This window comes from Roseomonas sp. USHLN139, assembly GCF_037145735.1.
Taxonomy (GTDB): domain Bacteria; phylum Pseudomonadota; class Alphaproteobacteria; order Acetobacterales; family Acetobacteraceae; genus Pseudoroseomonas.
On sequence record NZ_JBBCWY010000008.1, the window covers coordinates 123,194 to 141,343 of the forward strand.

Genomic DNA, 18,150 nt, shown 5'->3' on the forward strand with positions numbered 1-18,150 from the left:
ATCTCCGTCCGCGCACAGCCTGCGCGGACAACCGGAAGAATCAATCGTCGAGGGTGCGGCCCTGGGATTGGGCGGCGAGCGCCCGGGCCATCTGGCTCAGCGCCTCCTGGTGGCGCTCATTGTCGATCAGGGCGAAGTTGCGGGCCAGCTCCAGGCACATGCGCTGGCGCACGCCGAGCGGCTGCGCGCTGCCTTCCTCGTCCAGCCCCTCGAAGAACCAGGAGACGGGCACGGCCAGGACCGAGGCGATCTCGAACAGCCGGCCGGCCGAGATGCGGTTCAGCCCGCGCTCGTACTTGTGGGCCTGCTGGTAGGTGACGCCGATCATGCTGGCCAGCTGCTGCTGCGACAGGCCCAGCATCAGCCGGCGCTCGCGGATGCGCATGCCGACATGCTTGTCGGCCTGACGCGCGCGCTGGGTCGAGTTCTCTTCCTGCGCGTCCTCGACGACGTCGCCGGGTTCCTGATCGGCCATTGCTGCCCTGCCCTGTCGGTTTGCCCCGGAATCAACCCCTTGGGTGTCCCCCGGGGGCATCAACCATGGATAGTATCACATCCCGTCAAGGTTATCGTCATTCGTTACCGCGAAATTGACAAGAGGCTGCGAAAGGGTCGCAACGGCGACCCTTCCGGCGGGGGGGGGGACAGGGCTCAGCTTTCCTTCGGGGGCGGCGCCTGGAGATGGGCCATCTGCTGGCGCAGGCGGTGCAGCTCGGCCTTCAGCTCGACCACCTCGGCGGTGTCCCCGGAAGCGGCGGGCGACGTGGCAGGGGCGGATGGCGGCGCGCCGGGCATGCCGGGCATGCCGGGGAAGGGATTGCCGCCCTTCGGCAGCGGGAAGGGGCTGAACAGCGACATGGCGCGCTCCATCATCGCCATGTTCTGCTTGCCCACCTCCTCCAGCCCGGCGAGCGGGTTGAAGCTGCCCATGGCCTGCTCGACCGAGGCCCGCATCTGCTCCTGCTGGCGCGAGAAGCTGCCCATGGCGAATTCGAGGTAGCGCGGCACCATCGACTGCAGGCTGTCGCCATAGAAGCCGATCAGCTGCCGCAGGAAGGGGATCGGCAGCAGGTTGCGGCCCTTGGCCTCCTCCTCGACGATGATCTGGGTCAGCACCCCGCGGGTGATGTCGTCGCCCGACTTGGCGTCGTAGACCACGAAGTCGCGGCCATCGCGCACCATCTTGGCCAAGTCCTCCAGCGTGACATAGGAGGAGGCCTCGGTGTTGTAGAGCCGGCGATTGGCGTATTTCTTGATGACGACGGTCGGTTTGCCGGCCTTGCCCGCATCCTCGACCGGCTGCTGCTGCTTCGCTTGTTCAGCCATTGCTGCCTCCCCGCATTCGTGGTCAGGACGACGCTAGCACGCGTCATGATGCGGTGCGAACAGGGCTGATGCGCGGGATGGCGCCGCAATTCGGCCGGTGGCGGCCTTCCGCCGGCGGGCGCCCGCGTTATGTTCCGCCGGGGCCGGGCGGGCGTCGCCGTTACAGCGGCGGAACGGCCGGATTTTCGCCGGAATGCGCCGGCAGGGGCAGGCAGGCGCGCCAGGCGGCGACCTTTCCGGGCACCCTTCCGGGGGTCACGGGCGTTGGGGCGGCAGGGCAGGGCCGGGACAGGGATCGGCATGGCGGGGCCACAGGACGGCACGGAAGCCGAGGCGCTGGAGCGGCTGGCAGAGGATTGGATCACCCTGTGGCAGAGCGAGATCACCGCATGGGCGGCCGACCGCGAGCTGGCGGAGGCCTGGTCGAGCTGGGCGGCGCTGGGCGCCGCCTGGATGCGCGCGGCCGCCACCCCGCCGCCGCGTGCCTTCCGCATGCCCGGCTTCGCCGCGCCCGCGCCCGCCACGGACCCGCCGCGTGAGCCTGCCGCCTCCACCCCTGGCCCCTCCCCTGGCCCCTCCCCTGGCACCCCGCCGCGGCCCGCGCCCGCTGCCGCTGCACCTGAACCTGGCGCTGCTGCGCGGGATGGGGGCGGCGCTGAGCCTGGATCCGCTGGCGGGGCCGGGGATCGGGATGCCCTCCTCGCCCGGCTCGCCGAGCTGGAGCGACGCCTGGCCGATCTCGAAGGCGGGCCGGGCGGAGATGGCGCGGATCGCGGCCGAGCTCGCCGCCGGCGGCCACCCGCCTGAGCGCTTCCGCGCCGCGGTGCTGCGCCGGCTGGCGCGACAGGACCGGGCGCTGATCGCGGGGCTCGCCGCCTATCGCCGCCACCCCTACCAGCGCGATGTCCCCCCCGTGCCGGTGCTGTGGCAGGAGGGCGACAGCCGCCTGCTGGATTACGGCGGCGACGGCCCCCCCCTGCTGATGGTCCCCTCCCTGGTCAACCGGGCCGAGGTGCTGGACCTGATGGCCGGCCATTCCATGCTGCGTTGGCTGGCGACCCAGGGCTTCCGGGTGCTGCTGCTGGACTGGGGCTGGCCGGAGCCGGCCGCGCGCCGCTTCACCCTGACCGACTATGTCGCCGGGCGGCTGGAACGGGCGCTGGCAGCGCCCGCTTTGGCCGGGCTCGGGCCGCTGGCGCTGGCCGGCTACTGCATGGGCGGGCTGCTGGCGCTGGGCGCCGCGCTGCGCCGCCCCGACCGGCTGCGCGGCCTGGCGCTGCTCGCCACCCCCTGGGATTTCCACGCCGGCCCGCCCGGCACGCGCGAGCGCGCCCTGGCGCTGGCCGCCCTGCTGCCCGGGCTGGAGCCGCTGCTGGCGGCGCAGGGGGCGCTGCCGGTGGACGCCATCCAGACGCTCTTCGCCGGGCTCGACCCCTGGGCGATCGCCGCCAAGTTCCGCGCCTTCGCGGCGCTCGACCCGGCCAGCCCGCGCGCCGCGCAGTTCGTGGCGCTGGAGGACTGGCTGAACGACGGCATCCCGCTCGCCGCCCCCGTGGCGCGCGAGGCGCTGGGCGGCTGGTATGGCCGCAACGAGCCGGCCCGCCTCGACTGGCGCATCGCCGGCGCCGTGGTCGATCCGGCGGCGCTGGCGCTGCCCAGCTTCGTCGCCATCCCGCGCGCCGACCGCATCGTGCCGCCGGACTCGGCGCTGGCGCTCGCCGCGCGGCTGCCGGGGCCGCGGGTCCTGCCGGTCGGCGCCGGGCATATCGGCATGGCCGCCGGCAGCCGCGCCGGGACGCAGCTCTGGCAGCCGCTGCGCGACTGGCTGCACGGGCTGTAGCAGGCCACCACTTGTGGCCCCCCCGTGCGGCGGCGCACATTGCGCCGCAGGACAGGTCCCGCCGCGGGACCGGCCGTCCCGCCCGCGCGGCCCGTCGCCGGGGCGGGACGGGGAAAAGGATCCAGGGGAGATACCCAGCCGATGACCGATATCGTGATCGCCTCCGCCGCCCGCACCCCCGTCGGCGCCTTCAACGGCGCCTTCGGCAGCCTGGCCGCGCATGACCTGGGCAGCATCGCCATCAAGGCGGCGCTGGAGCGCGCCGGCATCGAGGCCGGCGCCGTGGACGAGGTGATCCTCGGCCAGATCCTGACCGCCGGCGCCGGGCAGAACCCGGCCCGCCAGGCCTCGGTCAATGCCGGCATCCCGGTCGAGCGCACCGCCTTCGGCATCAACCAGCTCTGCGGCTCGGGCCTGCGCGCCGTGGCGCTGGCCGCGCAGCAGATCGCCACCGGCGACGCCAATATCGTCGTCGCCGGCGGCCAGGAGAGCATGTCGATGGCGCCGCATTGCGCGCATCTGCGCGGCGGCGTGAAGATGGGCGACTTCCAGATGGTCGACACCATGATCCGCGACGGGCTGTGGGACGCCTTCCACGGCTACCACATGGGCACCACGGCCGAGAACGTCGCCCAGAAGTTCCAGATCACCCGCGAGCAGCAGGACGAGTTCGCCTTCCAGTCGCAGCACAAGGCGGGCGAGGCCATGGCCGCCGGCCGCTTCAAGGCGGAGATCACGCCGGTCACCGTCAAGGGCCGCAAGGGCGACACCGTCTTCGACAGCGACGAATATCCGAAGCCGGAGACCACGCTGGCGATCCTGACCAAGCTGCGCCCGGCCTTCGCCAAGGACGGCTCGGTCACCGCCGGCAATGCCTCGGGCATCAATGACGGCGCCGCCGCGCTGGTGGTGATGTCGGCGGCCGAGGCGGCCAAGCGCGGCATCACCCCGCTGGCCCGCATCGCCAGCTGGGCGACGGCCGGCGTCGATCCCTCGATCATGGGCACCGGCCCGATCCCGGCCAGCCGTAAGGCGCTGCAGAAGGCCGGCTGGTCGATCGACGACCTCGACCTGATCGAGGCCAACGAGGCCTTCGCCGCCCAGGCCTGCGCGGTAAACAAGGAGCTCGGCTGGGACACCGCGAAGGTCAACGTCAATGGCGGCGCCATCGCGCTGGGCCATCCGATCGGCGCCTCGGGCGCGCGGGTGCTGACCACGCTGCTCTACGGCATGCAGGCGCGCGGCGCGAAGAAGGGCCTGGCGACGCTGTGCATCGGCGGTGGCATGGGCGTCGCCATGTGCCTCGAGGCCGCCTGACTTTTTTGACCCTTGCCGGGGGCTCGTTGGCCCCCGGCGGCGTTTCGCTGTTTTCGTATTTGAGAGTAATTCTCATTTGCTTATAAGGCGGGGGTGCGCGACCTCGCTTTGCCCCGCCATTGGCTCGACCGGCTGTTCCGCGAGGAACAGGGCCGGCTGCAGCGCCGCCTCGGCCGCTGGCTCGGCTGCCCGGCGGCGGCCGAGGACGTGCTGCAGGATTCCTTCCTGCGCCTGAGCGGCAGCGAGGCCGCGGCCGGGGCCCGCGAACCCGCCGCCTACCTCGCCCGCGCCGCCCGCCACGCCGCCGCCGACCGGCTGCGCGGCCCCACCGGGCGCGCCACCGGCCAGGCGCCGCTGCCGGAGGACCTGGCCTGCCCCGCCCCGCTGCCGGATGCGGTGGCCGAGCAGCGCGAGCGGGTCCGCCGCTTCGCCGCGGCGTTGCGTGCCCTGCCGGAGAAGCAGCGCGCCATGGTCGTCGCCGCCCGGCTGGAGGGGCAGAGCCATGCCGCCATCGCCGCCCGCCACGGCACCACCCCGGCGGCGGTGGAGAAGGCGGTGGCGCGCGCCCTGCTGCGGCTGAATGCCAGCCTGGCCGAGGATGACGGCGACCCGCCGCCGGCTTCCCGCTGAGCCGCCGGCCATGCCATATCCCCCGGCGATGACCCCTGCCCCGCCCCGCCCTGCCGAGGCCGCGCCTGCCCTGCTGCGGGACGCCGCATCCTGGGCGGCGCGGCTGGCCACCGGCGCCGCGCCGCTGTCGCCTGAGGAGCAGGCGGCGCTGCGGGCCTGGTGCGCCGGCGACCCGGCGCGTGCCCGCGCCCTCGAATCGCTCTCCTTCATCTGGGAGGATGCGGCGCTGGCCGAGGCGGCCCGCCAGGTCGCCGGCGAGGCGCCGGCGCCCGCCCCGCCGCGCCGCCGCGCCCTGCTGGCCGGCGGCGGCGCGGCGGCGCTGGGCCTCGCCGGCGGGCTCTGGCTGGGCCGGGCGCCGCTGCGCCGGGCGCTGGCCGATGCCGCGACCGCGCCCGGCGAGATCCGCGCCTTGCCGCCGCTGCCCGGCGGCGGCGAGCTGCTGCTCGACACCGCCAGCGCCCTCGACCTGCCCGGCCCCGGCCAGGCGGTGCTGCGCCAGGGTGCGCTGCGCCTGGCCCTGCCGGCCGGCGCCGCCCCCTTCCGCCTGGAGGGCCGCCACACCGCCTGGCGCCTTGCCCCCGGCAGCTTCCTGGCCTTCTTTCGCGAGGCAGCCGGCGACCGCCTCGCCTTGCTGCGCGGGGCGGCGCGGCCGGAAGGCTCCGGCCCCGATCTCACCGCCGGCCAGGGGCTGCTCTGGGGCGCGCAGGGGCCCGGCCCGCCGCGCCGGCTGACGCTGGCCGAGCAGGACCGCGTCGAAGGCTTCGCCGAGGCCTGGCGGCTGTTCGACTCGGCGCCGCTCGCCGCCGTCGCCGCCGAGCTCGCCGCCTACCGTCCCGGCCTGCTGCTGGTCGCCGGCGAGATCGCCCCGCTGCGCGTCTCCGGCCGCTACCGCTTCGCCGAACCGGACCGCGTGCTCGCCCTGCTGGCGCAGAGCCTGCCGCTGGCGGTCCGGCACTTCGGCCCGGTGACCCGGCTGACCGCTGCCTGATTTTTTCGGCGCGGCCTGTCGGATCGGCGCCCGCCATCCCGTCCTGGATCCTGAGCGGCGCCGCAGGGCGCCAGGACAGGCTTCGAGGACCAAGACACGTGCAGGACAGGATCTTCCCGGCCCTGGCGGCCGCGGCGCTGCTCGCCGCGGCGCCGGCGGCGGCGCAGCCGGCGGCCGGCCCCATGGCTCACCAGGGGGCCAACCAGGGGGCTGACCAGGCGGCGACCCGCTTCGCCATCGCGCCGCAGCCGCTGGGCGCGGCGCTGGCGCAATTCTCCCGCGCGACCGGGCTGCAGGCCAGCGCGCCGGCCAGCCTGCTGGAAGGCCGCCGCTCGCCGGGCGCCAGCGGCAGCCTTTCGACGCCCGAGGCGCTGCGCCGGCTGCTCGGCGGCACCGGCCTGGCCGGCCGCATCGAGGGCGGCGCCATCCTGCTCTCGCCCGAGCCGCGCGCCGGGCTCGGCGACCTGGTGCTGCCCACCGTCGAGGTCGCCGGCGGCGGCGGCACTGGCGGCGGCGGCCGCTGGCCGTCGCGCGGCTTCGTGGCGGAGGCCTCGGCCGCCGGCACCAAGACCGACACGCCGCTGATCGAGACGCCGCAGGCGGTGAACATCGTCACCCGCGCCGAGATCGAGGCGCAGGGCTCGGCCAGCATCACCGAGGCGCTGCGCTACACCCCCGGCGTCATCAGCCAGTATGGCGCGACCGATCTGCGCTACGACTGGTTCACCGTGCGCGGCTTCACGCCGCCGGTCCGCTATCTCGACGGGCTGCGCCTGCCCTTCGGCGCCCGCGGCTATTCGCAGCCGCGCATCGAGGCCTTCGGACTGGAGCGGATCGAGCTGCTGAAGGGCCCCGCCTCGGCGCTCTATGGCCAGAGCTCGCCGGGCGGGCTGCTGAACATGGTCAGCCGCCGCCCCGGCGCCGTCGCGCAGAACGAGGTGCTGCTGCAATATGGCAGCCATGGCGCGCTGACCGCCGGCATCGACAGCACCGGCCCGCTGGATGCGGAAGGAAAATTCAGCTACCGGCTGACCGCGCTCGGCCGCCGCGCCGACAGCCAGACCGACTTCCTCGACGAGAAGCGGATCTTCGTCGCCCCCGCTTTGACCTGGCGGCCGGATGCGCAGACCAGCCTGACCTTCCTGGCGCAGTACCAGCGGATTTCCTCCGACGGCGGCGGCGCGCCGCAGGCGCTGCCGGTCTATGGCACGCTCTGGGCCAATCCGAACGGGCGGATCTCCACCCGCCGCGCGCTGACCGAGCCGGGCTACGACCAGTATCGCGGCGAGCAGCTGATGCTGGGCTATGCCTTCGAGCACCGCTTCGACAGCACCTGGCAGTTCCGCCAGAATCTCCGCTACAGCCATGTCGACGCGGATACCCAGCGCATCCAGGCCTATGCGATCGCCGCCAATCTGCGCGATGTCGGCCGCTATGCCTGGGCCTTCCCCGAGGTTTCCGACACCTTCACCATCGACAACCAGGCGCAGGCCGACTTCACCACCGGGCCGGTGCGCCACCGCCTGCTGGCGGGCTTCGACTACCAGCGCGAGGATTCGACCTATGAGGAAAGCCAGCTGGTCCTGCTGCGCGCCCTCGACGTCTTCAATCCCGTCTATGGCCTCTCCGTCACCCGCCCGCCGATGGCCAACCGCATCAGCCAGGGCCGCAACCAGGCCGGCCTCTATGCCCAGGACGAGCTGCGCTTCGACCGCTTCATCCTGACGCTCGGCGGCCGCTACGACCGGGCGACGGCGCGCACCGACAACTACACCGTGGCCAGCCGCGGCACCGTCGTCACCAAGCAGGATGACGGCGAGTTCACCGGCCGCGCCGGGCTGGTCTATCGCTTCGACAACGGCTTCGCGCCCTATGCCAGCGTCTCGACCAGCTTCCAGCCGACCAATGGCACCGACCGCCGCGGCGCGCCCTTCGACGCCACCAGGGGCCGGCAATACGAGCTGGGCCTGCGCTACCAGCCGGAGGGCAGCGGCTTCTCGGCCGCCCTCTCCGCCTTCCACCTGACGCAGGAGAATGTGCTGACGCCGGATCCGCTCGACACCCGCTACAGCGCCCAGGCGGGCGAGGCGGAGTCCCGCGGCATCGAGTTCGAGGCCAAGGCCAGCCTGGCCGAGCGGCTGAACCTTTCCCTCTCTTACGCCTATACCGAGACCGAGGTGACGCGGGCCAACCGCAATGCCGCCGGCACCAGCACGCTGGGCAAGCAGCTGCCCTTCGCGCCGAACCACCAGGCCGCCGCCTGGCTGGACTATACCTTCGATGCGCCGGGGCTGGCCGGGCTCGGGGTCGGCGGCGGCGTCCGCTACATCGGCGCCTCCTATGGCGACGCCAACAACCTCTACCGCGCGCCGTCCGCGACGCTGGTCGACCTGGCGCTGCGCTACGAGCTGGGCGAGGCGCTGCCGGCGCTGCAGGGCGCGCAGCTCGGGCTGAACGCGCTGAACCTCTTCGACAAGGAATACGTCACCACCTGCATCAGCGCGACCGGCTGCTACTGGGGCGCCCGCCGCACCGTGCTGGCGACGCTGAAATACCGCTGGTGATTCTTTGACCATTGCCGGGGGCCGCTGGCCCCCGGCGTTCAGCCATCAACAGAAATGGGCGCCGCGCGCCTCGACCGGCAGCATGTAGAGCGACTGGCTGGCGGTCATGAACAGGATGTTGCGACGGCTGCCGCCGAAGCAGACATTGCTGCAGATCTCCGGCAGGCGGATCTGCGCGATCCGGGCGCCATCGGGGGCGAAGACATGCACCCCGTCATAGCCCTCCCCCACCCAGCCGGCCGAGGACCAGACATTGCCCTCGGTGTCGCAGCGGATGCCATCCGCCAGGCCCGAGCGGCCGTCCAGCGTCATGTCGGCGAAGACCCGCGGGTTGCGGATGGTGGCGCCGTCGACGTCATAGGCCCAGATCTGGTTCTTTGCCTCGGCGTAGTGGCTGCTGCCCGTGTCGGCGACGTAGAGAATCTTGTAGTCCGGGCTGAAGCACAGCCCGTTCGGCTTGAAGGGCTGGTCGGCCAGCTTGGTCACCGCGCCCGACTGCGCATCGATCCGGTAGACCGCCTCCTTGATGAAGGGGCGCACGCTGCCCGTGTCGTGCCGCTGGCCCTCGTAATCCATCAGCGCGCCATAGCCCGGGTCGGTGAACCAGATGCTGCCATCCTCGGGGTGCACCACCGCGTCGTTCGGCGCGTTGAATTCGCCATCCGGCCCGCGCGCGGCCAGCACCGTCACCTGCCCGTCGCGCTCGTAGCGCACCACGTCGCGGTGGCGGTGGCGCAGGGCGATCTGCCGCCCCTCGCGGTCGAAGGTATTGCCATTGGCGAAGCCCGAGGGGCTGCGGAACCGGCGGGAGACGTGCTGGTCCTCCTCCAGGTAGCGCAGGCATTCGTCATTCGGGATGTCGGAGAAGATCAGGAAGCGGCCGGTCGGGTGCCAGGCCGGCCCCTCGGCCCAGCCCAGCCCGGTATGCACCCGCCGGATCGCGGCATTGCCCAGCTTGGCGCGGAACCGCTTCGGGTCGAGCACGACGACATCTGGATCGGGATAGCGGATTGGCGGCGCGTCGCGGCCATAGTCGCGCCCGGCGGCGCGCTGCGCCTCGGCGCCGGTGGTCGCCAGCAATCCGCCGGCGATCAGCCCGCCGAGCATCGCCCGGCGCGGTGGGGTGACGGTGCGGAGCATGTCTTATCCTCCCAAGCGGCCGAGTCGCTGCCGGCCTTGGGCGGAACTATAGGGGGCCGGCGCCGTCGCGCCGCATCGCCTCCTCGCGATCGGCCAGATCGCGGGCCGCCCAGTCCCGCGCCGCCCACACCGAATCGGGCACCAGCACCCGGCGGCCGCGCGGCAGCGCGACGCCGCGCGCCGGCATCACGCCATAGATGCGCTTGTGCGCCTCGACGATCACCACCCCGGCGAAGCGCGGCGCCAGCAGCCGCCCGGCGCCCTCCCACAGCCCGCTGCCCTTCAGCAGCAGCCGCGCCTGGAAGGGCGGGGTGAACAGCGCCGCATCGCGCCGCTCGGCCGCGAACAGGTTCCGCTCCAGCAGCCGCGACAGCTGGCCGGTCGAGTAGGGCCGCCCCTGGCCGAAGGGCGTGATGTCGCGATGCGCCCAGAGCCCGCGCCGGTTCGGCGCCACGATCAGCAGCTTGCCGTCATCCTTCAGCACCCGCCAGACCTCGCGCAGCATGCGCCGGTCGTTCTCGGCGCCTTCCAGCGCATGCACCAGCAGCACCCGGTCGAAGCTGAGATCCGGGAAGGGCAGCAGCGAATCCTCGACCCGCGCCGAGAGCGAGGCGCTGCCCGGCGGCCAGGGCGCCAGATCGGTCTCCGGCAGCCCGGCCGAGACGATGCGCGCCGCCCCCTCGCGCCACAGGCGGAGATAGGGCGCCGCATGGCCCAGCCCGAGGATCTCCCGCCCCGCCAGGTCGGGCCACAGCCGCTGCAGCCGCTCGCGCAGCAGCCGCGCCGCCACCAGGCCCAGCGGCGAGGCGTAGAAATCCCGGTGACCGTGGTTGTCTGCGTGGACCTCAGCCTTCATGCAGCCGATATAGGGCCTCGACCGAGGCAAGACACGCCCCGTGAGGGGCGCATGAGGAGAACCCGCCATGGCTGTCACCGTCCAGGCCGTGCCCTGCCTGTCCGACAACTATGCCTGGATGCTGCGCGACACCGCCACCGGCACCGTCGCCCTCTGCGACCCCGGCGAGGCGCGCCCCGCCATCGAGGCCATCGAGGCCGCCGGCGGCCGCTGCGACATCATCCTGCTGACCCACCACCATGCCGACCATATCGACGGGGTGGAGGAAATCCGCGCCCGCTACGGCAGCCGGGTGATCGGCGCCACCGCCGATGCCCACCGCCTGCCGAAGCTGGACCAGTCCGTCGCGCCCGGCGACACCGTCGAGATCGGCGCGACGCGCGGCACCGTCATCGACAGCCCGGGCCACACCCTCGGCCATGTCGCCTTCCACTTCCCGGAGGGCGGCGTGCTGCTCTCCGGCGACACGCTCTTCTCGCTGGGCTGCGGCCGCCTGCTGGAAGGCACGCCGGCCGACATGTTCCGCGCGCTCTCCCTGCTCAAGGTGCTGCCGCCGGAGACGCTGGTCTGCTGCGGCCATGAATACACCGCCAGCAACGCCCGCTACGCGCTGACCGTCGAGCCGGACAACACCGACCTGCAGGCCCGCGCCCGCGCGGTCGAGGCGGCGCGCGAGGCGGGGCAGCCGACGGTGCCCGTCGCGCTGGAGACCGAGCTGGCCACCAACCCCTTCCTGCGTGCCGGCTCTGTCGAGGAGCTGGCGCGGATCCGGAAGGGGAAGGACAACTTCAAAGGCTGACAACAAGCATGGGGGCTCCGCCCCCAAGCCCCCGCCGGGGAGACAGTGTCTCCCCGGACCCCGACATTCATAAAAAAGGGAAACATCCGATGAAGCTGTTCTACTCGGCGACCTCGCCCTACGTGCGCAAGGTCATGATCTGCCTGATCCTGCGCGGCCTCGAAGGCCGGGTCGAACTGCTGCCGACCAACCCCCATACCAGCCCGGACGCGCTGCTCGCCGCCAACCCGCTCTCCAAGGTGCCCTGCCTGGCGACCGAGGACGGCCCGCTCTACGACAGCCCGGTCATCTGCGAATATCTCGACAGCCTGGGCGATGCGGCCCCGCTCTTCCCGGCCAGCGGGCCGGCCCGCTTCACGGCGCTCACCCGCCAGGCGCTGGCCGACGGCATGATGGATGCCAGCGTCGGCCGCCGCATGGCCGCCAGCCTGCCGCAGGACGAGGGCCGCCAGGCCGCCGACCGCCGCGCCGCCGAGGCGGTCGCCCGCGGCCTCGCCGCCGCCGAGGCCGCGCCGCCCCACGGCCTGACCGAGATCGGCGCCGTCTCGCTGGCCTGCGCGCTCGGCTATCTCGACTTCCGCTTCCCGCAGGAGCCCTGGCGCGACGCCCACCCGAAGCTCGCCGCCTGGTATGCCGAGGTCGCCGCCACCCCGGCGATCGCCCGCACCATCCCCGCCTGATGCCCAATCTGCGCGACCCGGCCCTGCCGGCGGCGGCGGTGATCGCCGCCCTCGGCCTGGCCCCGCACCCCGAGGGCGGCCACTACCGCGAGATCTGGCGCGACGCGCCCCCGGCTGGCGGCCGTGGCGCCGGCACCGCCATCTACTTCCTGCTGGCGGCCGGCGAATCCAGCCACTGGCACCGGGTGGACGCCGCCGAGGCCTGGCACTGGTATGCCGGCGCGCCGCTGGCGCTGGGCATCGCGGGCGGCGATTCAGGGCCGGTGGCCGAGCACCGCCTGGGCCCCGACCTGGGTGCCGGCGAGGCGCCCTTCGCCATCGTGCCCCCCGGCCACTGGCAGGCGGCGCGCAGCCTGGGCGGCTGGACGCTGGTCGGCTGCACCGTCAGCCCGGCCTTCGACTTCGCCGGCTTCACCCTGGCCCCGCCCGGCTGGGCGCCCGGTCCAGCATGAGCGGCAGGGCATGAGCGACGCCGCCGCCTGGGATGCGCGCTACGGCGCCGCGCCCTGGCTGTTCGGCCAGGCGCCGAACCGCTACCTGGAGAGCCTCGCGCCGCGCCTGCGCCCCGGGCTGCGCGCTTTGGCGCTGGCCGATGGCGAGGGCCGCAACGGCGTCTGGCTGGCGGAGCAGGGCCTCGATGTCCTCTCGGTCGACTGGTCGGCGGCCGGGCTGCAGCGGGCGGAACAGCTGGCCGGCGCCCGCGGCCAGCGGATCGCCACCGAGGCCGCCGACCTGACCCGCTGGTCCTGGCCGGAGGCCCGCTTCGACCTGGTCGCCTGGGTCTTCCTGCACCTGCCCGCGGCCGACCGGGCGGTGGTCGCGGCCGGCGCCTGCCGGGCGCTGGCGCCGGGCGGGCTGCTGCTGCTGGAAGGCTTCTCCCCCGCCCAGCAAGGCCGGCGCAGCGGCGGCCCGCGCGATCCCGACCTGCTCTGGACCCGCCAGAAGGCCGAGGCGGCCTTCGCCGGGCTGGAGCTGCTGGAATGCCTGGAGGGCACCGTCCTGCTGGACGAGGGCCCGCGCCACCAGGGCCCGGCCGAGCTGCTGCGCGGCTTGTGGCGGAAGCCCTCAGCCGCCTGACAGCGACATCGCATAGACCGCCATCGCGGCGGCGCCGAGCAGGCCGATCATGCTCCAGCCCCGCATGCCGATGCCGAGGAAGCTGTGGTCGTCATCGCCGCGGCGGGTCAGCAGCTTCCAGGCGACGACATTGACCAGCGCCCCCAGCATCAGCCCGAAGGCATTGGCCAGATAGACCGCCTCCTGAAAGGGCATGCCCTGGGCGAACCAGGGGCGCAGGCCGAAGCTGCCGGCCGCCATGCCGCCGACCAGGAAGAAGACCGAGAGAAAACCGACGCCGGACCAGGTGACGAACAAGCCGAGGCTCCTTGGAAGTGCAGCGCGCACCCCTCGCCCCGCGGCCCGCCCGGGTCAAGTTCACGCCTTCTGGCGCGCCGCCAGCACGCCGCCGCCGGTGACCAGCGCCGCGGCCAGGGCCAGGCGCCAGCCGGGCGCGCCGAAGCCGCCCGCCAGCAGCAGCAGGGTGGAGGCCACCGGGATGCCATAGGCCAGCGTGCCCAGCAGCCGCGGATCGCCGCGCTTCATGCCGATGTCCCAGAGGAAGAAGGCGGCGCCGACCGGGCCGAGGCCGAGCAGCAGCAGGGCCAGCGCCTGGCGGGCATCGGGCATGACGCTGGTCTCGAAGAGCAGGTGCAGCAGCCCGGCCAGCGCGGCGCTGGCCAGGCAGAAGCCGGCCACCGCCTCGGTCGGCACCGCGGCCAGCCGCCGCGCCGTCACCGAATACAGCCCCCAGACCAGGGCGGCGGCGGTGGCGCAGGCGAAGCCCAGCATGGCGCCGGCGGGAAACCGCGCGCCGCCGCCGACCAGCAGCGCGCAGCCCAGGAAGCCGAGCAGCACGCCGGCGATGCGCCGCCCGCCGAGCGGCAGCCCGAGGATCGGCGCCGAGAGCAGCACCACCAGCAGCGGCCAGAGATAGTTCAGCAGATTGGCCTCGACCGCCGGCGCCAAAGCGAGGCCGGCGAAATACAGCGCGTGGTAGCCGAACAGCCCGCCCACCCCATGCGCCCAGGCGAGCGGCCCCTGGCGCAGCCGCCCTGCCCGGCCGCGCACCAGCACCAGGGCCAGCCCGGCGGCGCCGCCGATCCCCATGCCCAGCGCGGTGACCTGCAGCGGCGGGATGCCCTCGGCCAGCTTCGCCAGCAGGCCGAGGAAGGCCCAGAGCAGCATGGCGCCGAGCCCGGCCAGCGTCGCCCGGTTCATGCCCGCGCAACCGCCGCGCTGCCGCCGCGTTGCCGGGGCAGCAGAGCATGGAGCGTCACGATGGGTTTCCTGGCCCGCACGGCCATCACGGCCTTCGCCTTCTGGTGCGCCGCGCAGCTGATCGGCGGCATCAACTTCAGCGGCCCCTTCAACCTGGTCATCGCGGCGATCGTCTTCGGGGTGGTCAACGCGCTGATCCGGCCGATCCTGATGCTGCTGTCGCTGCCGCTGAACATCGTCACGCTGGGGCTGTTCACCCTGGTGGTCAACGCGGCGGTGCTGGGGCTGACGGCGCTGGTGATGCCGGGGATGACGATCTCGGGCTTCGGCGCGGCCTTCTTCGGCGCGCTGGTGGTGGCCATCGTCTCCTGGCTGGCCAGCAAGGCGATCGGCGACAAGGACCAGGCGGTCAACCGCTAAGCGCCAAGGATGGCGGGGTCCGGGGGGACACGGTCCCCCCGGCGGGGTCCAGGGGCAGCTCCCCTGGCCTTCCTTTACTAGTACATATGCTGCCCGCCATTGATCGACAGCGTCGACCCGGTGATGAAGCTGGCCTCGTCCGCGGTCAGGAAGCAAACGCCGCGGGCGATGTCCTCGGCATGGCCCAGCCGGCCGACCGGGATACGGGCAATGATCTTCTGCAGCACATCCTCGGGCACCGCGCGCACCATCTCGGTATCGACATAGCCCGGCGCGATGGCGTTCACCGTGATGCCGGCGCGCGCGCCTTCCTGGGCCAGCGCCTTGGTGAAGCCGTGGATGCCCGACTTGGCGGCGGCGTAGTTCACCTGGCCGTACTGGCCGGCCTGGCCGTTGATCGAGCCGATATTGACGATGCGGCCGAACTTGCGCGCCGTCATGCCCTCCCAGACCAGCTTCGCCAGGTTGAAGCAGGAGCCCAGGTTGGTGTCGATCACCTCGTCCCACATGGTGCGGTCCATGCGCTTCATGGTGCCGTCGCGGGTGATGCCGGCATTGTTCACCAGGATCTCGATGGCGCCGTGCTCGGCCTCGATCTTCCCCACCGCCGCCTTGCAGGCCTCGTAGTTGGAGACGTCGAACTTGATGCAGGCGATGCCGGTGCGCTCGGTGAAGGCGGCGGCGGCCGCGTCATTGCCGGCATAGGAGGCGATGACGGTCCGCCCTGCCTTGTGCAGGGCCTCGCTGATGGCGGCGCCGATGCCGCGCTGTCCGCCGGTGACCAGGGCCAGACGTGCCATGGACGATATCCTCCTTCTGCAGAATTGGTGGTGTGCCCGCAGCGGCCACGCCACGGCGGCATGCCATCACAGCGCCGGCCGGGATGCCATGTCCTTGTGACGGATCAAGGGCGGGGCGGTGGAAAGGCATCCGGGCAGGGCGTTCAGCCGGTCGCCGGCCGGGCCGGCCATGCCGCCATCGCCCCGCGCGGCGGGGAGACGGCTCGGGCCAGGCGGGCGGCAGCGGGCATTAGCGATTCGCTCCGGATTGCTGGACCAGCCTAGGGGCTGGCCACCGCCGGCACCATGGGCTGTGGTATTCCGTCATGCGGAAATGCCGATCGTTCTTGCTTCGTAAGTTTCTCAATGCTACTCACGAATTTGTGAGGCCGGTACCAGAAGGCTGGACCGCCGAGGAATGAAAGGCACAGTCGCCATGGCAGCTGCCCTGCGTTGCACCCTCCCTTCTTCCGACAAGCACCACCCGACCGGCGAGGTCGACCAGGGAGCCCTGATGCTCATGCTGGCCTATGTCGAGGCGGAGTGTCTCCGCCTGGGCGCCGCCGACTCGGCGCATCATGCGGCGATGGCGGCCGCGCTGCTGCCCGGACCGGTGCTCCGCCCTGGCATTCCGCGTGCCAAAATGAGCTGAAGGAAAGCGATTACGCTTTCTTCTTTCCGCGCCTCGCGAAGAGGTGTATCCGGCCCACGAAGAATTTCCTTCTCAGCAGGCAACATCCACCCATGGATACTCCGATTGCTGCGGTCCTCTGGACCCATCAGGCGCAGCGCGACCTGGCGGCCGTGCTCCGGCTGCTGAGCCATGCCGAACGCTGCTGCCTGGATGCCGGCTCGGAGGAGGCGGCGGGGCTGGTGGCGGAAGCCATGTCCCTGCTGGCCCGCGACGGTGCCGCCCGCAAGATGGCCGCCTGATCCAGACACGCTGATCCGGCCCCGCTGATCCAGCCAGGCTGATCCTCGCCGACGGGCCCGGGCTTTCCCGGGCCTTTTTGCGTGGCGGAGGCGGCGCGCCGCCCCGTCAGGCCGCCGGCGGGCTGGCGGAGAGCGGCCCTGTCGGGCCCGCGGCCAGCGCCTGGGGCTCGGGTCCCCCCGCCATCCAGTCCAGCAGCTCCACCGTGTGGATCGCCGGCATCGCCCCGCCGCCCAGCTGGGTCAGGCAGCCGATATTGCCGCTGGCGATCATCTGCCCGCCGGTGCGCTCCAGATGCGCCAGCTTGCGCGCCTTGAGCTGCCCGGCGATCTCCGGCTGCATCAGGTTATAGGTGCCGGCGGAGCCGCAGCAGAGATGCGACTCGGCCGGCTCCTTCACCACGAAGCCGGCCTTCTGCAGCAGCTGCTTCGGCGCGGCGGTGACCTTCTGGCCGTGCTGCAGGCTGCAGGCGGCGTGGTAGGCGACGGTCAGGCCGGGCGCCGGGCGGCGCGGCGCGTAGCCGAATTGCAGCAGCACCTCGGAGATGTCGCGGGCGCGCGATGCCACGGCGGCGGCGCGGGCCGCCCAGGGCTCGGCCTCGCCCCGGAACATGAAGCCGTAATCCTTCACCGTGGTGCCGCAGCCCGAGGCATTGACCACGATGGCGTCCAGCCCCTCGCCGTCGATCTCGCGGGTCCAGGCCGCGATATTGGCGCGGGCGAAGGCCATCGCCGGGTCGTGCTGGCCCATGTGGTGGTTCAGCGCGCCGCAGCAGCCCTGGCCGCGCGCCACCACCACCTCCAGCCCCATCCGGGTCAGCAGCCGGATGGTCGCCTGGTTGATCGAGGGCGCCAGCACGGTCTGGGCGCAGCCGGTCATCAGCGCGACGCGCCCGCGCCGCGGCCCCTCGGCCGGGTGGATGCGGGGGCCCTGATCGACCGCCGGCGGCAGGCTGGCGGGAGCGAGGTCCAGCATCGCCCGCAGCCGCGTCGCCATCTGCCCCTGCTTCGGCAGCAGCCCGGCCAGCGGCCGCGCGGCACGGGCGGCGGCCAGCGCCAGGCGGAAGCGGCGCGGATGCGGCAGGGTCATGCCCAGCACCCGGCGCAGCAGGCGTTCCGGCCAGGGGCGGGTATAGGTCTCCTCGATATAGCGGCGGGCATGGTCGACCAGGTGCATGTAGTGCACGCCCGAGGGGCAGGTCGTCATGCAGGACAGGCAGGAGAGGCAGCGGTCGACATGCCGCACCACCGCCTCGGTCGCCGGCTGGCCGCTCTCCAGCATGTCCTTGATCAGGTAGATGCGGCCGCGCGGGCTGTCGAGCTCATCGCCCAGCAGCACGAAGGTCGGGCAGGTCGCGGTGCAGAAGCCGCAATGCACGCAGCTCCGCAGGATGGTGTTGCTGGCGCTGAGGTCCTGGTCGGCCAGCTGCGCCGCCGTGAAATTCGTCTGCATGTCCTGGTCCATCCCCTGCCCGCAGGGTGGGGGGGAAGTGCGGCCGGCGCAAGCGGCCGCGGCCTGCCCTTCATGCTGCCCCCGCCGCTTGACGGATGAGCAACTTTTAAGCCGGAAAATTGCTTTTCATGGGCAGACAAGCGGCAAAAAA

At 72.8% G+C, this 18,150-nt stretch carries 20 protein-coding genes; 12 read left to right on the forward strand and 8 right to left on the reverse strand.

All coding sequences use genetic code 11. The annotated features are described in order from the left end of the window. Positions 1 to 40 precede the first annotated feature (40 nt). Positions 41 to 475 carry a helix-turn-helix domain-containing protein gene (locus WFI16_RS20395; protein WP_442970716.1) on the reverse strand — a complete coding sequence of 145 codons (435 nt, stop codon included), beginning with the start codon at positions 473 to 475 and terminating at the stop codon, positions 41 to 43. A gap of 176 nt (positions 476 to 651) precedes the next feature. After that, positions 652 to 1,326 (reverse strand): polyhydroxyalkanoate synthesis repressor PhaR, encoded by a 675-nt coding sequence (phaR, locus tag WFI16_RS20400; protein WP_419899697.1) that lies wholly within the window; start codon positions 1,324 to 1,326, stop codon positions 652 to 654. 535 nt (positions 1,327 to 1,861) lie between these two features. On the opposite strand from phaR, the gene WFI16_RS20405 reads away from it, so the two are divergent. The 5 genes from WFI16_RS20405 (at position 1,862) to WFI16_RS20425 (ending at position 8,665) form a co-directional block, all read left to right on the forward strand. After that, on the forward strand, positions 1,862 to 3,166 hold the full coding sequence (locus tag WFI16_RS20405; protein ID WP_419899698.1) for an alpha/beta fold hydrolase: 1,305 nt from the start codon (positions 1,862 to 1,864) through the stop codon (positions 3,164 to 3,166). A gap of 141 nt (positions 3,167 to 3,307) precedes the next feature. Then, positions 3,308 to 4,483 carry an acetyl-CoA C-acetyltransferase gene (locus WFI16_RS20410; protein WP_419899699.1) on the forward strand — a complete coding sequence of 392 codons (1,176 nt, stop codon included), beginning with the start codon at positions 3,308 to 3,310 and terminating at the stop codon, positions 4,481 to 4,483. A 93-nt stretch (positions 4,484 to 4,576) separates the two neighbouring features. Continuing rightward, positions 4,577 to 5,113: an RNA polymerase sigma factor gene (locus WFI16_RS20415; RefSeq protein ID WP_419899700.1), complete on the forward strand. Its 537-nt coding sequence runs from the start codon at positions 4,577 to 4,579 to the stop codon at positions 5,111 to 5,113. A 10-nt stretch (positions 5,114 to 5,123) separates the two neighbouring features. Beyond that, the gene (locus tag WFI16_RS20420) at positions 5,124 to 6,101 is read left to right on the forward strand and encodes a FecR family protein (protein WP_419899701.1); all 978 of its coding nucleotides are present in this window, start codon (positions 5,124 to 5,126) and stop codon (positions 6,099 to 6,101) included. 98 nt (positions 6,102 to 6,199) lie between these two features. Continuing rightward, on the forward strand, positions 6,200 to 8,665 hold the full coding sequence (locus tag WFI16_RS20425; protein WP_419899702.1) for a TonB-dependent siderophore receptor: 2,466 nt from the start codon (positions 6,200 to 6,202) through the stop codon (positions 8,663 to 8,665). Between the two features lie 45 nt (positions 8,666 to 8,710). Here WFI16_RS20425 and WFI16_RS20430 read toward each other — a convergent pair whose 3' ends face one another. Further along, entirely contained in the window at positions 8,711 to 9,805 is a 1,095-nt protein-coding gene (locus tag WFI16_RS20430) for an SMP-30/gluconolactonase/LRE family protein (protein ID WP_419899703.1), read from the reverse strand. Between the two features lie 46 nt (positions 9,806 to 9,851). Continuing rightward, positions 9,852 to 10,661, reverse strand: coding sequence for a methyltransferase domain-containing protein (locus tag WFI16_RS20435; RefSeq protein ID WP_419899704.1), 810 nt, complete (start codon positions 10,659 to 10,661; stop codon positions 9,852 to 9,854). A 67-nt stretch (positions 10,662 to 10,728) separates the two neighbouring features. Between WFI16_RS20435 and gloB the strand changes: the two genes are divergently transcribed. The 4 genes from gloB to WFI16_RS20455 all read left to right on the forward strand — a co-directional run bounded on the left by gloB (position 10,729) and on the right by WFI16_RS20455 (position 13,217). Beyond that, positions 10,729 to 11,460: a hydroxyacylglutathione hydrolase gene (gene gloB, locus WFI16_RS20440; protein ID WP_419899705.1), complete on the forward strand. Its 732-nt coding sequence runs from the start codon at positions 10,729 to 10,731 to the stop codon at positions 11,458 to 11,460. 89 nt (positions 11,461 to 11,549) lie between these two features. Beyond that, positions 11,550 to 12,140 (forward strand): glutathione S-transferase, encoded by a 591-nt coding sequence (locus tag WFI16_RS20445; protein WP_419899706.1) that lies wholly within the window; start codon positions 11,550 to 11,552, stop codon positions 12,138 to 12,140. Continuing rightward, a complete protein-coding gene (locus tag WFI16_RS20450; RefSeq protein ID WP_419899707.1) occupies positions 12,140 to 12,592 on the forward strand; it encodes a cupin domain-containing protein in 453 nt (150 codons plus the stop codon). Before WFI16_RS20445 ends, WFI16_RS20450 begins: the two co-directional genes overlap by 1 nt. A gap of 10 nt (positions 12,593 to 12,602) precedes the next feature. Then, a complete protein-coding gene (locus WFI16_RS20455) occupies positions 12,603 to 13,217 on the forward strand; it encodes a class I SAM-dependent methyltransferase (protein ID WP_419899708.1) in 615 nt (204 codons plus the stop codon). Here the strand turns inward: WFI16_RS20455 and WFI16_RS20460 are convergent. Both WFI16_RS20460 and yddG read right to left on the reverse strand, forming a co-directional pair. Further along, positions 13,206 to 13,514, reverse strand: coding sequence for a hypothetical protein (locus WFI16_RS20460; protein WP_419899709.1), 309 nt, complete (start codon positions 13,512 to 13,514; stop codon positions 13,206 to 13,208). The genes WFI16_RS20455 and WFI16_RS20460 overlap by 12 nt on opposite strands. A 60-nt stretch (positions 13,515 to 13,574) precedes the next feature. Next, positions 13,575 to 14,417 (reverse strand): aromatic amino acid exporter YddG, encoded by an 843-nt coding sequence (yddG, locus tag WFI16_RS20465; RefSeq protein ID WP_419899710.1) that lies wholly within the window; start codon positions 14,415 to 14,417, stop codon positions 13,575 to 13,577. Positions 14,418 to 14,477: 60 nt separating this feature from the next. Here yddG and WFI16_RS20470 point away from each other — a divergent pair, with 60 nt between their 5' ends. Then, a complete protein-coding gene (locus WFI16_RS20470) occupies positions 14,478 to 14,837 on the forward strand; it encodes a phage holin family protein (protein WP_419899711.1) in 360 nt (119 codons plus the stop codon). Between the two features lie 77 nt (positions 14,838 to 14,914). On the opposite strand, the gene phbB is transcribed toward WFI16_RS20470, so the two are convergent. Further along, positions 14,915 to 15,637 (reverse strand): acetoacetyl-CoA reductase, encoded by a 723-nt coding sequence (gene phbB / locus WFI16_RS20475; protein WP_419899712.1) that lies wholly within the window; start codon positions 15,635 to 15,637, stop codon positions 14,915 to 14,917. Positions 15,638 to 16,052: 415 nt separating this feature from the next. On the opposite strand from phbB, the gene WFI16_RS20480 reads away from it, so the two are divergent. Together WFI16_RS20480 and WFI16_RS20485 are read left to right on the forward strand one after the other, a co-directional pair. Next, entirely contained in the window at positions 16,053 to 16,268 is a 216-nt protein-coding gene (locus tag WFI16_RS20480) for a hypothetical protein (protein ID WP_419899713.1), read from the forward strand. 92 nt (positions 16,269 to 16,360) lie between these two features. After that, entirely contained in the window at positions 16,361 to 16,549 is a 189-nt protein-coding gene (locus tag WFI16_RS20485) for a soj family protein (protein ID WP_076957868.1), read from the forward strand. Positions 16,550 to 16,655: 106 nt separating this feature from the next. On the opposite strand, the gene glcF is transcribed toward WFI16_RS20485, so the two are convergent. After that, the gene (gene glcF / locus WFI16_RS20490; RefSeq protein ID WP_419899714.1) at positions 16,656 to 17,999 is read right to left on the reverse strand and encodes a glycolate oxidase subunit GlcF; all 1,344 of its coding nucleotides are present in this window, start codon (positions 17,997 to 17,999) and stop codon (positions 16,656 to 16,658) included. Positions 18,000 to 18,150: the final 151 nt, after the last annotated feature.